The organism is Vibrio sp. 10N.222.49.C12 (assembly GCF_041475025.1).
GTDB lineage: Bacteria > Pseudomonadota > Gammaproteobacteria > Enterobacterales > Vibrionaceae > Vibrio > Vibrio crassostreae_C.
Genome location: NZ_JBFRVF010000005.1, coordinates 19955 through 33707, shown reverse-complemented (window position 1 = coordinate 33707; position 13753 = coordinate 19955). Strand labels below are relative to the sequence as shown.

Here is a 13753-nt window from a genome sequence, read left to right as displayed (position 1 = left end):
GAGGCGGCATTATAGAGATGCCGCTCATATTGGCAAGCAATAAATGCGTTTTTTATTAAAAAAAGAGGTTAAGCGAAGACATTTCAACCAAGGGCTTATTTATACCACTTTCACCCCAAGTTTCGAACAAATTACCCACAACGACCTGTGGATAACTACTCTCCACTATCAAAAAAGTAAGATAAACGAGCCCTAGGGTTTAGATACTCTCGAACTTGTTCAGGTAATTTGCTTGGATGAACGGCATTAACGATTTTGATCTCTTTAATAAAGAGGTCAATGATCGGAGCTTGGGTTCTTGGCACGCTAGGATCATAGATAAGTACATTTGGATAAAGCATATGTTTAGCGTTAACGGATATCACAATCCCAATCGAGTCATTTGAAAGCTGTACTACAGTTCCTGGTGGATAGACTCCCATGAACTTAACTAACAGCCCCAAGTTATCTTGGCTATATAGATGCTTGCAGCTCTTATATAGGTGGGACAGTGCCAAATACGGGATCATTTGTTGAGATTGCGTTTTACCATGGCAAAGGTTATCAAATGCATTAGCCACGGCGACTATCTTGGCAAATTCATCAATCTCATGTTCTTTTAAGCCCTCGGGGTAGCCAGAACCATCATTCATCTCATGATGTTGAGCGATCACCTTTTTAGCACTTTCAGGAAAGTCATCAATTGCCGATACAATATCCGCACCGTATTTAGTATGAAGCTTCAGGTAGTTCTCTTCTGGCACCGTTAGTGCACTCTGCTTTCTTAGTATCGCGACTGGTATTTTGATCTTGCCTACATCGTGAAACAACGCTGCGAATGAGAGGTCTTTCAATTGCTGTGTGTTATAGCCTTTGGCCTTTCCTATCATCAGTGCAACAACCGAAACATTTAGAGTATGAAAGTAAAAATCTTCGAAATCTGCTTTAGCATTCATAAGGTGCAAGGTGACGTTATCATCGCTCACTAGAGTTTCAACGATATCATCAACAAGAGCCTTAACCTCCCCTACCGCATCTAAAGGTCTGTTACGGATCTTGGTCATCACAGATCGCATTCGAGCAAGAGAACGTTCAAACTCTCTCTCACAATGACTCACCCTGCGGCGGTAAGAGCTAAGGGTTTCGATACGCTCATGCTTATCTTTCCACATTCTTTCCGTTTCAAGGCTTACCTGTGAATCAATATCGACTTCTTGTTCACCTACGTGATTAACAGGTAAAGGTGAGGTATCACTTTGACTCAGGTTTATATAGACGTGCTTAATCCCAAGATGTCGAATTACTTTTACTTGAGCGTCATCTTTGATTTTAAAGCTGTTGAATAAAAATGGGTGTTCATTCCATTTTACGGGGAGTCGTATATGCAGACCGGGCTGAATGCGATCTACGGTAATCTTTATGCTGCCCATTTTTATATATAATATTGATAATTAATCTCTATTTATAATTCTAATAAAACCAAGCAGCAATTTCACTATCCAATTTCACAGGCTCAACTTAAAGAGTCGCAGTGCACCATCCAGCGTATACCGAATTTATCTTCTACTTTGCCAAATCGAGCCCCCCAAAAAGTATCTGCGAGTGGAGTCATTATCCGCCCTCCCTTCTTGAGCTTTTCAAAGATTTGTTCTTGAGTCGCGGTATCTTCAGTCACAAGAGAGAGAGCGAGATTGTTGCCTTCAAGTTCTTTTGCCTTAACACCATCAGACATCATCAGCTTCATACCAAACGCTTCGAACTCAGCATGCATAACCCAATCAGGTTGAGCGCCCTCGATTACCTGTGGTGCATCACTAAAAAGCTGCTTAGATAAAACCACACCACCAAAGCACTTGTGATAAAAATCCAACGCTTCATTACAACGACCATCAAAAAACAAGTAAGGGGTTACTGTCAGCATATCTATCTCCTCTGTTAGTCCTTTAAACATAGACAATAGAAAAGAGAATGACAGGTAACATCATGATTTAAGATAATTAATTCATTATCAGATCGAATAGCGAAGGGAAATTATGAGATTTAGGAGTGAAACATCAAGATCTGTCTGATTGAAGAGCAACTGCAACGACACGCCGGATTTCAAATTCACATACGTCCAAAACATAGAAAGGTCGCTATAAAAGCGACCTTTCTATGTTTGGTACCGATAGGCGGACTGATTGGACAGGCATTCTTGCCGCCACCGTGAAGGCAATGCTTCCTATACACCAGATACAACAAAGCCCCGATTTTCATCTAGGCTTTGTCATTTAAATATGGTGCCGGTAGGTGACTTGACTGGGCTTGCATCCAAGCCGACACGCTGGATTTAAAATTCACAAACGCCCAAAACGACGAAAGGTCGCTATAAAAGCGACCTTTCTATGTTTGGTACCGGTAGGCGGACTGATTGGACAGGCATTCCTGCCGCCACCGCGAAGGCAACGCTTCCTATATCCCAGATACAACAAAGCCCCGACTTTCGTCGAGGCTTTGTCATTTAAATATGGTACCGGTAGGCGGACTTGAACCGCCACGCCCGAAGGCAACGGATTTTGAATCCGTCGTGTATACCAATTTCACCATACCGGCATTATCTTGGGGCATTGCCCTTTCGATGTTTGGCATTATACGTATGCGAACTGATGTGGCAAGTATAAAAACTTGAATTCATGTGTGTTTGCCGATAATTTCGCCACTAAGTCATAAGCTGTGCGTCATGTCTCTTTTCAGGCTAAGCCTTAAACTATATTCTGACGCCTCAATTTTTAAAGAAGTAATAACACATGACATCAACAAATACTCTGCCACCAGCAGGAGTCATGCGCCGATTTGGTGCCTTGTTCTACGACGCTCTGATCGTAATCGCTATTGAAATGTTGGCGGCTGGCGTCATTGTCGCTCTACTGCACGCGCTCATGGCTCTCGGCATTTTTAACCACAGCGGTTATGCCGATGTTAGTGACTTCTTAACCAACCATCCGATTTGGAGCCCTGCATATACCTTTTACTTAGTCGCCGTTTGGGTATATTTCTTCGTGTTCTTCTGGACTAGAGCTGGTCAAACTCTCGGCATGAGAGCTTGGAAGCTGCGCGTTCAAAACAAAGATGGCTCAGCGATCACAGTAACTCAGGCGCTGATTCGTTTAGGTACTTCAGGTTTTGGACTGGCAAACCTATGTGTTCCATTCGATCCTGAAAAACGTGGCTTTCACGATATCTGGGCAAAGACCGAAGTCGTTGTGTTACCACAAGCACGATAATGTGATTTAAGTTAGCTCCAATCAAGATCAAAAAAGGAAGGCGTTATGCCTTCCTTTTTACTATTTACAGTTTCCGCCTCAAGAGCATGATGGCAATTCCAAGGAACACCACGCTCGGGGCTATTGCGCCAAAGGCGGGTGGTATTTGATAAACCAAACTCACTGGGCCAAAGAACTCACTGGATATATAGAAGGTAAAGCCAGCAATAACACCTGACAAAATCCTCGCACCCATGGTCACACTACGCAAAGGACCAAAGATAAACGACAGTGCCATCAACATCATAACCGCGATCGAAATTGGCTGGGTTATCTTTCTCCACAGCGCCAATTCATAGCGTGATGCATCTTGCTCTGACGCCTTCAGATAAGAAACATAATCATACAACCCACTTAACGATAGCTCTTCTGGTTTAACCGTTACTATCGCCAACTTATCTGGAGCTAATGACGTTTCCCAAGAGTAAGTCGGTAAACTTTCTTTAGTAATTTGAAGTTCGTTTTCAAAAGACGTGATCTCTACATCCTTCATCGTCCACACGTTGTCTCCAACGTAATCAACTTCGTCAGAATAAATAGCGGTTTTAAGTGCCTTGTTTTCATCAAAGCGCCACATGTTCATTCCATATAGCTTCTGGTCATCGATTTTGACAATGAAGATGAAGTCATTGGCATCACGAGCCCAGACACCACTTTGCGTCGAAATAATATTACCACCAGCAATCGAGATAGTTCTTAAATCACGAGCCATTTTCTGCGCTTGCGGTGCTCCCCATTGACCAAGCAATGTCACCACGATCATCAGTGGAATAGCTGTTTTAAGTACTGATAGGCCGATATCTAACTTAGAGAAACCAGCTGCCTGCATAACGACAAGCTCAGAACTTGCAGCAAGCATACCAAGCCCTATCAATGCGCCAAGCAATGCAGCCATTGGAAAGAACATTTCGATATCACGAGGGATACTCAATAAAACGAAATACAGCGCTTGTAATAGATCGTATGTACCACGGCCAACTTTTCTTAGCTGTTCTACATATTTGATGATCCCAGAGAGACCAACAAACGTCACCAATACCAGTGACGTCGTTGCGATGATGGTTCTGCCTATATATAAATCGAGAATCTTAAACACGGCTTAAGCCAACCTCTTATTCTTGAATTTTTCTTTCAAACGCCTTACTGGCACGCTATCCATAAAGTTGGCACCAATCGCGACAAATAACAATAACGCATTGATTGGCCACATGCCGATTACCGCAGGAATGCTCCCCTCTTCGATTGAAGACTTGGTTGCACTGATTGCTAAGAAATAGGTGAGATAAATCAGTATTGCTGGGCCGATTTTCGCAAAACGACCTTGTCGAGGGTTTACCGCAGACAGTGGCACGACAAGCATGGTCAACAATGGAATACAAAGTACCAAAGAAATACGCCACTGCAACTCTGCTTTCGCACTATTATTTGAGTTACCAATCAGTTCAAGCGTAGGGATCGCTTCCCAGTCTCGACCTTTCTTCTCAACTTCACGCTGACCAATCAGGCCTTCGTATTCTTCAAAGTGCGTCACCCTGTAGTCGAGGCGAGTCGGAATGCCTTCATGACGAGTACCATCGTACATTACGATCACTTGGCGACCATCACTGAGCTCTTTTACATCACCTGACTTCGAGAACATCACACTTGGCAGTACAGAATCACGCGGACGCATTTGAGCTACGAACACGTTTTCTAACTTATTACCGTCGATATCATCAATAAACACGACAGAAGAGCCATCCGGCGTACCTTCAAACTTACCTTTTGGTAGCAAATCAACGCTGTTCTCTGCAGCTACTTCTTCATACATTTGTTCAACTTTGTCTTGTGACCAAGGAGATAACCAAAATGAGTTAAAGGCTGCAACAGATGCCGTAATTAAAGCGAGGTAAAGCGCAGATTGGATCAGGAATTTATTACCGATACCGGTGGCGTTCATGACCACTATTTCACTTTCAGCGTAAAGGCGGCCAAAAGTAAGCAAAATACCAATATAGATACTGAGTGGAAGCATCAATAGGCCCATCGCTGGCATATTTAAGCCAACAATCGACAATATAAGACTCGCAGGGATATCACCATCAGAGGCATCCGCTAAAACACTGATGAATTTTTGGCTGAGAAACACGAGAAAGAGAACAAAAAAGATCGCAAATTGGCTCTTGATTGTCTCGCGGATCAAATATCTAACAATAATCACGCTCAAATTACCTATACAAAACTTGTTTTTTTGATTGAATCACTATAATTTCCCGTTGAACCTTTTATTTTTTTAAATTTTTAGCTAAGTGTTAGCGTTCTTCTTTAAGGTTAGTTCCATTATAGGATCCAACAAGTAAGAACCCATTATCTAACATTTAGTTCGATTTGTCTTCAGGATGTAGGAGTACGCATGGAGTTCAGTGTAAAAAGTGGCAGCCCAGAGAAACAGCGCAGCGCATGTATCGTTGTCGGTGTATTCGAACCGCGCCGCCTTTCTCCAGTAGCCGAGCAATTAGATAAGATTAGCGATGGCTACATTAGTTCACTGCTTCGTCGCGGTGATCTAGAGGGTAAACCTGGCCAGATGCTACTACTGCATCAAGTACCTGGTGTACTTTCAGAACGTGTTCTACTGGTAGGCTGTGGTAAAGAACGTGAGCTAGGCGAGCGTCAATACAAAGAAATTATCCAAAAAACCATCAGTACACTAAACGAAACAGGTTCTATGGAAGCTGTATGTTTCCTTACAGAACTTCACGTTAAAGGTCGCGACACTTATTGGAAAGTTCGCCAAGCGGTAGAAGCGACTAAAGATGGTCTTTACACATTTGACCAATTCAAGAGCAACAAGCCAGAGACTCGTCGCCCACTACGTAAATTGGTATTCAATGTACCAACACGTCGCGAATTGAGCCTTGGTGAGAAAGCTATTTCTCATGGCCTTGCTATTGCTTCAGGTGTGAAAGCATCGAAAGATCTAGGCAATATGCCACCGAACATCGCAAACCCTGCTTACCTTGCATCTCAAGCTCGTCGCCTAGCTGACGATTATGAAACTGTGAAGACTAAGATCATTGGCGAAGAAGAGATGGAAAAACTGGGTATGACATCATACCTAGCAGTTGGCCGTGGCTCTAAAAATGAATCGATGATGTCTATCATGGAATACAAAGGCGCTCCGGATCCAGATGCGAAGCCGATTGTATTAGTAGGTAAAGGTCTGACTTTCGATTCAGGCGGTATCTCGCTTAAGCCTGGTGAAGGCATGGATGAGATGAAGTACGACATGTGTGGTGCGGCGTCTGTATTCGGTACAATGAAAGCACTGGCTAAGCTGAACCTGCCTATTAACGTGGTTGGTATCCTAGCCGGTTGTGAAAACATGCCGGGCAGCAATGCTTACCGTCCAGGTGATATCCTAACGACAATGTCAGGCCAAACGGTTGAAGTACTCAACACTGATGCTGAAGGTCGCTTGGTTCTATGTGATGCTCTAACTTACGTTGAGCGTTTTGAACCTGACTGTGTTGTCGATGTTGCTACGCTAACTGGCGCATGTGTTATCGCTCTAGGTCACCACATCAGTGGCGTTCTATCGAACCACAACCCACTTTCTCACGAACTTGTTAATGCTTCAGAGCAAGCAAGTGACCGTGCATGGCGTCTACCAATGGCAGACGAGTACCATGAGCAGCTAAACAGCCCATTCGCTGATATGGCGAACATCGGTGGCCGTCCTGGCGGCACAATCACTGCTGGTTGTTTCCTGTCTAAATTCACTAAGAAGTACCACTGGGCACACATCGACAGTGCTGGTACAGCTTGGAAGTCAGGCGCAGCGAAAGGCTCGACAGGTCGTCCTGTCTCAATGCTAGTCCAATTCTTATTGAACCGCAGCGGCCAAGAGACTGAAGAGCAATCTTCAAAATAATAAAAAGGGCCTACGGGCCCTTTTTTAATAAGCGCTATTTGTTAGACCCTGTTAACCAAGTAACATTGATATCCACGATTTTCAGTTCGAGTATTAAGTATGCAGACTGCTACATTTTACATTGTGCCTTCAGACAGCCCGCAAGCCAGCGAAGATGGTTTTGCTCACTATGTGCTGTTTCTTGCTCAGCACTTTGCAAAACAAGGCGCTAAACTTTATCTCAACTGTAATGACAAAGAGCATGCCGAGCGTATTGCTGAAGTTTTCTGGCAAGTCGAACCCTGTGATTTTATTGCGCACAACTTGGTTGGCGAAGGCCCGAAGTATTCAACCAACATCGAAATTGGCTATCAAGGCGTAAAACATAATTGGAATCGTCAGCTCGTAATTAATCTGGCCGATAATCATACAACCTTTGCGAACGCCTTTGCTCAGGTGATAGACTTCGTCCCTTGCGAAGAAAAAGCTAAGCAACTCGCTCGAGAAAGGTATAAAATTTACCGTCAAGCTAGATATCAGCTACAAACTATCGAGATTCAACATCCATAGTCAAACCTCATAGTTAAAGCTATCTTTGGATTTAGATTCAAGAAGCTTCACTTATGAAGTTTGACCACGATTAACCATTCACAGTATCCGTTTAAGAGCACTATGGAAAAGACATACAACCCAACATCAATCGAACAAGCTCTGTATAAGACTTGGGAAGAGAAAGGCTACTTTAAGCCACACGGTGACACATCAAAAGAAGCTTACAGCATCATGATCCCGCCACCGAACGTCACTGGCAGCCTACACATGGGTCACGCGTTCCAAGATACGATCATGGATACGCTTATCCGTGCTCAACGTATGAAAGGCAAAAACACGCTTTGGCAAGTGGGTACTGACCACGCTGGTATCGCAACTCAAATGGTTGTTGAGCGTAAGATTGCTGCCGAAGAAGGCAAAACAAAACACGACTACGGCCGTGAAGCTTTCATCGACAAGATCTGGGAATGGAAAGGCGAATCAGGTGGCACGATCACTCAACAACTTCGTCGTCTTGGTGCATCTGTAGATTGGGATCGTGAACGATTCACTATGGATGACGGCCTATCGGCTGCGACTCAAGAAGTGTTTGTTCGTCTATACGAAGAAGACCTAATCTACCGTGGTAAACGTCTAGTAAACTGGGATCCTAAACTGCACACTGCAATCTCGGATCTTGAAGTTGAAAACAAAGACAAAAAAGGTTTCATGTGGCACTTCCGCTACCCGCTAGCGAACGGTGTTAAAACGGCTGATGGTAAAGACTACATCGTTGTTGCGACTACACGTCCAGAAACCATGCTTGGCGATACTGGTGTTGCAGTTAACCCAGAAGATCCTCGTTACAAAGATCTTATCGGCAAAGAAATCCTACTTCCTGTTGTAAACCGTCTTATCCCTATCGTAGGCGATGAGCACGCAGACATGGAAAAAGGCACGGGTTGTGTGAAGATCACTCCAGCTCATGACTTTAACGATTACGAAGTGGGTAAGCGCAACAACCTACCGATGATCAACATCCTAACGTTCAACGCTGATATCCGTGATGCTGCGGAAGTCTTCACAACGAACGGCGAAGAATGCGATGTTTACTCAACAGATATCCCTGCTAAGTACCAAGGCATGGAGCGTTTTGCTGCACGTAAAGCTATCGTTGCTGAATTCGATGAGCTTGGTCTTCTTGAAGAGATCAAAGATCACGACCTGACTGTCCCTTACGGCGACCGTGGTGGCGTGGTTATCGAACCAATGCTGACTGACCAATGGTACGTGCGCACAGCACCTCTTGCAGAACCTGCAGTTAAAGCGGTTGAAGATGGTCAAATCCAATTCGTACCTAAGCAGTACGAAAACATGTACTTCGCGTGGATGCGTGACGTGCAAGACTGGTGTATCTCTCGTCAACTTTGGTGGGGACATCGTATCCCAGCATGGTACGACAACGATGGTAAAGTTTACGTAGGTCGCACTGAAGAAGAAGTTCGTGAAAAGAACAACCTAGCGCCTGTTGTTGTGCTTAAGCAAGACGACGACGTACTGGATACTTGGTTCTCTTCTGCACTTTGGACGTTCGGCACACAAGGCTGGCCTGAAGATACTGAAGCACTGAAAACATTCCACCCATCTGAAGTACTAGTATCTGGTTTTGATATTATCTTCTTCTGGGTTGCTCGTATGATCATGATGACCATGCACTTCGTGAAAGACGAAGATGGCAAGGCTCAAGTACCTTTCAAAACTGTTTACATGACGGGTCTTATCCGTGATGAAAACGGCGACAAGATGTCTAAGTCGAAAGGTAACGTACTTGACCCAATCGACATGATTGATGGCATCGGCCTTGAAGAGCTAGTAGAGAAGCGTTGTGGCAACATGATGCAACCTAAACTGGCTGCTAAGATCGAAAAGAACACACGTAAAACATTCGAAAACGGTATCGAACCCTACGGTACTGACGCACTGCGTTTCACTCTTGCTGCTATGGCTTCAACTGGCCGTGACATCAACTGGGACATGAAGCGTCTTGAAGGTTACCGTAACTTTTGTAACAAGCTATGGAACGCAAGCCGTTACGTACTGATGAACACAGAAGAGCACGACTGTGGCATGTCACTGTCTGTAGAAGACCGTGCAAACATGGAATTCTCTCTAGCCGATAAGTGGATTGAGTCTCAGTTTGAAGTTGCAGCGAAAGAGTTTAATGCTCACCTAGACAACTACCGTCTAGACATGGCAGCAAACACGCTTTACGAATTCATCTGGAACCAATTCTGTGACTGGTACTTAGAGCTAACTAAACCTGTTCTTTGGAAAGGTACTGAAGCTCAACAACAAGCGACTCGTTACACATTGATCACAGTTCTTGAGAAGACTCTGCGTCTTGCGCACCCTGTTATTCCTTACATCACTGAATCGATCTGGCAGAGCGTTATTCCGCTTATTGACGGCGTTGAAGGCCCAGATTCAGAAGAAAGAACTATCATGACTCAAGCGCTTCCTCAGTTTAATGAAGCTAACTTCAATGCTGAGATCGTTGACGACATCGAATGGGTTAAGACTTTCATCACTGCTATCCGTAACCTACGTGCGGAATACGACATTGCACCAAGCCAAGGCTTAGAAGTAATGATCAAGGTTGCTGATGAGAAAGATGCCGCTCGTATCGAAGCGAACAAGATCGTTCTTACTTCTCTAGCTAAGCTAGACGATATTAAAGTTCTAGCTGATGGTGAAGAGACTCCTGCTTGTGCAACTAAACTGGTTGGCAAATCTGAGTTGATGATCCCAATGGCGGGTCTTATCGACAAAGATGCAGAGCTTGCTCGTCTAGATAAAGAAGTCGCTAAGACTCACGGCGAGATTAAACGTATCGAAGGTAAGCTAGGTAACGAAGGTTTCGTTGCTAAAGCACCAGAAGCAGTTATCGCGAAAGAGCGTGAAAAGCTTGAAGGCTACAAGGAAACCCTTGTTAAGCTTGAAGAGCAAAAAGCGACAATCGCTGCGCTTTAAAACCGAGTGAACGAGAAGGCTTCAAACTTCTCGGTCTAAATAGAAAGGTTGGTCTTGGTGACCAGCCTTTTTTTATACCTCTGATTCCAATATTCCAATGCTTCTCACTCTATTCTCACTCTAGCCGCACTGATTGATAGGTTTCATCTATCAAATTAATCTCTACTTCCCATTATACTTAATGATAATAATTCTCAATAATAGACCTATCGAAACAACACAACGATTGAGTAATTATCATGAAAAAGACACTAACCTTTGCTGCATTACATTTTACTATCGCATTTAGTGTCGCTTATGTACTAACAGGCGACATCTTAATTGGTAGCTTAATCGCTATGATTGAGCCCTCTGTCAATACTGTTGCCTTCTATTTTCATGAAAAGGCGTGGGCTCAAGTTCCAGCGCTTAAAGCTCGTCAGTGGATGACCAAATTAAAAACAGCAAGCTTTGCTAGCATCCATTTTAGTGTTGCCTTTACCGTGGTCTACTTGTTGACTGGAGATGCTTTCATCGGCGGTGTGATGGCCTTGCTAGAGCCAACTTTAAATACCGTTGCTTACTACTTCCACGAGAAAGTCTGGTTACGTAAATCAGGCGACCAAATGGCACAACAACAATTCTGTTTGCACCAACATGCTTAGTCACCATATATTGGGTCACATATTAGTGACCCTTTCATAGGCAGATCATGGAACAAATTGCTGAGTTCACCCTTAGACCCATTACACCGCAAGACAACCCAAGCATCGCACAAATCATTCGCCAAGTTTCGGCTGAGCATGGACTCACAGAAGATAAAGGTTATGGCGTGGCCGATCCAACACTCGACGATATGTACTCTGTCTATAGCCAAGCGAATGCAATGTACTGGGTTATCGAACACAACGGAAAGATCGTCGGAGGCGGTGGCTTTGCCCCTCTAGCAGGTAAACCCAATGTGTGTGAGCTACAAAAGATGTACTTCTTACCGCAAACTCGAGGGCATGGCCTAGCCAAGCGAATTGTCGCTTTGAGCTTAAAGCAAGCCAAGCAACTTGGGTATCAACACATGTATTTAGAAACGACGAAGTGCTTGGGTGCTGCGGTCAAACTCTATGAGAAGCTTGGGTTTGAGCATCTTGAGTCAGCTTGGGGAGAAACAGGCCACGACGCTTGTGAGGTTGTCATGGCCAAGTCGTTATAAGCAGAATGCGCCGCTATAGCGAAAGAAGATAACGCTAAAATATACGGAGTTAACGTAGAAAGTTACTGACGCAAGAAGTTGGGTTCAAGGCAACAAAAGAACTCTCTTCTTGCCCATCAAGTACCACTTCTAATGGGTATAGATACTTGGGGTTAGGATTCTCAATATCAAAAATGATAGGAGCTTCGACCTGGAACACGACGCCAGTATGTTCAGCGCGTACATCAATCGGCATCACGAGAGTCATACCATTAAACTTGATGGATGCCGATACTAACCCCGCCTTTAGCGTTTGATAGATAACATCCACTTTAAACTCACAGCCACCACCGTGGTGCCAGATCTGCTCTGTGACAACTTGCTCTAGCTTGACGTTTCGAACGAACTGCAGGTATGGCGCTTGCCAAATCCCGATGCGTGAATCAGATTTAGCGATAGCCTGTGAAGATACAGAGTCATCCATGTCTTCTTCAAGCAATAGGCTCTCCTCTTCTTCAAGGAAAAGGATCTCGAAACGGTTTCGGCCGGACTGCATATAAGGACGGATATCTTTACGGTATTCAGCTTGGCTACCATCACAATCAAAAACAGCCACACCATTAAGTCGAACTTCAGCAAAATAATCGACTCCAGCCATCACTAACTCAACAAATGGACACGCTAACATAGCGTCATCCACTTCGATGTCGTGCATCAGGTGCCACTCTTGCTCTGCAATTTGACTTTCACTCAAGCTATCAGGGAGCTTTGAGCTTAACGGAGCCGGAAAGGTGATGTCATCTTGTGGGATAGAGAGATCCGTCAGTGGCGAAATTTGCCAAAGACCATCGAGAAGCAACCGCATATCATTCCTTGAGCTAGATCAATTTTGACCGCATTATAATGAATGAATGCATATAAAGACATTTATTTTTCTGAGGGTAAAAAAATGCCAGCTCGAGGCTGGCATTTTTTAAAATTGGGAAAGAATTACTCTTCGCCTTCATCATCTTCGTCTGGGTAGATAGCATCTTCACCTTCGTAGTAAGTGCCCCAACCGTCGTAGATAATGTCAAACTTCTCTGCAAGGTTTACAAGCTTCTCAACTTGCTCATCAATCGCTTCTGCATTCAGAGTACATTGCATCGTTGCATCACAACAAAGTAGCTTATTGCCATCTTCGTCTTCTGTCTCTTCAGCTTCAAGCACTTCAAAGCCCATTTTGAATGCTTCAACAACCGCTTTCTCAAGCACATCGAAATCTTCAGCAAATAGGTGATGCTCGATATCGTATAGAGCTTCAGGATCGCTACCATCTTCAATTAATGCTGTAATGATGTCGCGAGTCTCTTCCTTTTGAAATTCAATTAATTCCGCTACTGATAGATATTCATCTTCGTGAGACATGTGTCTGCTCCAGAGTGTTGACTATGAAAAGATCAAATTTGATTGCCACGAAATATGGCACGGATCGTCCAGAAAAGCCACCCAGATCAGGCCTAGAAAGGTAAGTTTATCGCGAGATCGCAGCGCCAATATCAATTCAAAAGTGAAATCAAAATCACAGAAACAAATTTTCAACATTTTATTAACTGCGCCGTATTTTAGCATTTCGTTTTTGTGGCCACTTTAGGGCTTATTGAATAAAACTTGCGTGATTAGTCACGTTAGGTGCATACGCTAAACCGCTTTTGGGGTGCATAAATCCTCAGCTTGTTATCAAAAAGTGCATAATAGTGAATAAAAAATCACGATTAATAAGCAAAATTCAATTTTAACAAGCCACGAATTGAGCATAGATCCTCAAAAACGTTGTTCCGTTCGATAGCCAGTTAGTTGGAATTTAATCTGTAT

General features: G+C 43.9%; 12 protein-coding genes and 1 tRNA gene. 6 read left to right on the top strand and 7 right to left on the bottom strand.

The genetic code is table 11. The features are described from left to right. Window positions 1-155 precede the first annotated feature (155 nt). The 3 genes from AB4583_RS02610 to AB4583_RS02600 all read right to left on the bottom strand — a co-directional run bounded on the left by AB4583_RS02610 (window position 156) and on the right by AB4583_RS02600 (window position 2571). Window positions 156-1409, bottom strand: coding sequence for an HD-GYP domain-containing protein (locus tag AB4583_RS02610; protein WP_372083500.1), 1254 nt, complete (start codon window positions 1407-1409; stop codon window positions 156-158). 83 nt (window positions 1410-1492) lie between these two features. After that, a complete protein-coding gene (locus tag AB4583_RS02605; RefSeq protein WP_017055297.1) occupies window positions 1493-1900 on the bottom strand; it encodes a VOC family protein in 408 nt (135 codons plus the stop codon). Between the two features lie 586 nt (window positions 1901-2486). Further along, window positions 2487-2571 (bottom strand) — tRNA-Leu (locus AB4583_RS02600). 194 nt (window positions 2572-2765) lie between these two features. On the opposite strand from AB4583_RS02600, the gene AB4583_RS02595 reads away from it, so the two are divergent. Beyond that, the gene (locus tag AB4583_RS02595) at window positions 2766-3242 is read left to right on the top strand and encodes an RDD family protein (protein WP_017058939.1); all 477 of its coding nucleotides are present in this window, start codon (window positions 2766-2768) and stop codon (window positions 3240-3242) included. Between the two features lie 64 nt (window positions 3243-3306). On the opposite strand, the gene lptG is transcribed toward AB4583_RS02595, so the two are convergent. Further along, window positions 3307-4377: an LPS export ABC transporter permease LptG gene (gene lptG, locus AB4583_RS02590; protein WP_017058938.1), complete on the bottom strand. Its 1071-nt coding sequence runs from the start codon at window positions 4375-4377 to the stop codon at window positions 3307-3309. A 3-nt stretch (window positions 4378-4380) separates the two neighbouring features. After that, complete coding sequence (gene lptF, locus AB4583_RS02585) at window positions 4381-5481, bottom strand: LPS export ABC transporter permease LptF (protein WP_017058937.1); 1101 nt, start codon at window positions 5479-5481, stop codon at window positions 4381-4383. 192 nt (window positions 5482-5673) lie between these two features. On the opposite strand from lptF, the gene pepA reads away from it, so the two are divergent. From pepA to AB4583_RS02560, 5 genes are all read left to right on the top strand, one after another. Beyond that, window positions 5674-7194, top strand: coding sequence for a leucyl aminopeptidase (gene pepA / locus AB4583_RS02580; RefSeq protein WP_017058936.1), 1521 nt, complete (start codon window positions 5674-5676; stop codon window positions 7192-7194). 99 nt (window positions 7195-7293) lie between these two features. Continuing rightward, a complete protein-coding gene (locus AB4583_RS02575) occupies window positions 7294-7743 on the top strand; it encodes a DNA polymerase III subunit chi (RefSeq protein ID WP_017066664.1) in 450 nt (149 codons plus the stop codon). Between the two features lie 102 nt (window positions 7744-7845). Beyond that, window positions 7846-10734, top strand: coding sequence for a valine--tRNA ligase (locus tag AB4583_RS02570; protein ID WP_372116297.1), 2889 nt, complete (start codon window positions 7846-7848; stop codon window positions 10732-10734). Between the two features lie 239 nt (window positions 10735-10973). Then, the gene (locus AB4583_RS02565; protein ID WP_102320268.1) at window positions 10974-11378 is read left to right on the top strand and encodes a DUF2061 domain-containing protein; all 405 of its coding nucleotides are present in this window, start codon (window positions 10974-10976) and stop codon (window positions 11376-11378) included. 47 nt (window positions 11379-11425) lie between these two features. Next, window positions 11426-11920 (top strand): GNAT family N-acetyltransferase, encoded by a 495-nt coding sequence (locus tag AB4583_RS02560; protein WP_017066666.1) that lies wholly within the window; start codon window positions 11426-11428, stop codon window positions 11918-11920. A gap of 49 nt (window positions 11921-11969) precedes the next feature. On the opposite strand, the gene AB4583_RS02555 is transcribed toward AB4583_RS02560, so the two are convergent. Next, window positions 11970-12764, bottom strand: a complete 795-nt coding sequence (locus tag AB4583_RS02555; protein ID WP_017058931.1) for a glycosyl hydrolase 2 galactose-binding domain-containing protein — start codon at window positions 12762-12764, stop codon at window positions 11970-11972. A 125-nt stretch (window positions 12765-12889) separates the two neighbouring features. Continuing rightward, entirely contained in the window at window positions 12890-13306 is a 417-nt protein-coding gene (gene rraB, locus AB4583_RS02550) for a ribonuclease E inhibitor RraB (RefSeq protein WP_017058930.1), read from the bottom strand. Between the last annotated feature and the right edge of the window lie 447 nt (window positions 13307-13753).